Genomic DNA, 669 nt, shown 5'->3' on the forward strand with positions numbered 1-669 from the left:
TGTATATCGTCAACCGAAAGTGGACAGATGCGGGTGAAAAGAGAAGAGACGGTTTTAACAGCTTTGTACTCGCTGAAAAATATGACTTTTCCGTCGTTTGAGCATCGATAACTGCTTAGTTTTTTGCCGCTCAACTAGGATTTGCTCCTGACGACCCCAATACGCATCGGCGGGACGTACGTTATCCAGCGATTCATGATAGCGCTGGTGATTGTAGTAAGCTACCCACTCCGTTAAGCGCACTCGCAACTCATCCGGACTATAGTAGTGCTCTAGTAACAGCACGTTTTTCATGGATCGATGATACCGCTCGATTTTGCCTTGCGTCATGGGATGAAACGGCGCACTGCGAATATGTTCAATGCTCTCCCCTTTCAAATACTCTTTTAAATACCGAGACACGTAGGCCGAACCGTTATCTGATAGCATGCGAGGTCGCTGGTCAGCAGTCAGACTACTAGATTTCAGAGCCGCTTGGACAGTGCGCTCTACGTCGGTGGCCTGCATACCGGGGCACAGTTCCCACGCTAAAATATACCGCGAATAGTCATCTAACACTGTCGAGAGATAATACCAGCCCCAGTTTTTGATCTTGAAATAGCCGGGCCGCCGGAGCGGTGAAGTCAGTTTGCCAAAGCTGATTGGGAGCCGTAGTTGGGTTATAGAACT

At 48.7% G+C, this 669-nt stretch carries 1 protein-coding gene; it reads right to left on the reverse strand.

Going from position 1 to position 669, the window contains the following annotated elements; translation table 11 throughout:
- Positions 1–54: 54 nt before the first annotated feature.
- Positions 55–669: transposase (locus ACYVE4_RS34075; RefSeq protein ID WP_461044899.1), on the reverse strand; the 615-nt coding region annotated here is incomplete at its 5' end.

It is taken from the genome of Spirosoma harenae, from assembly GCF_054776975.1.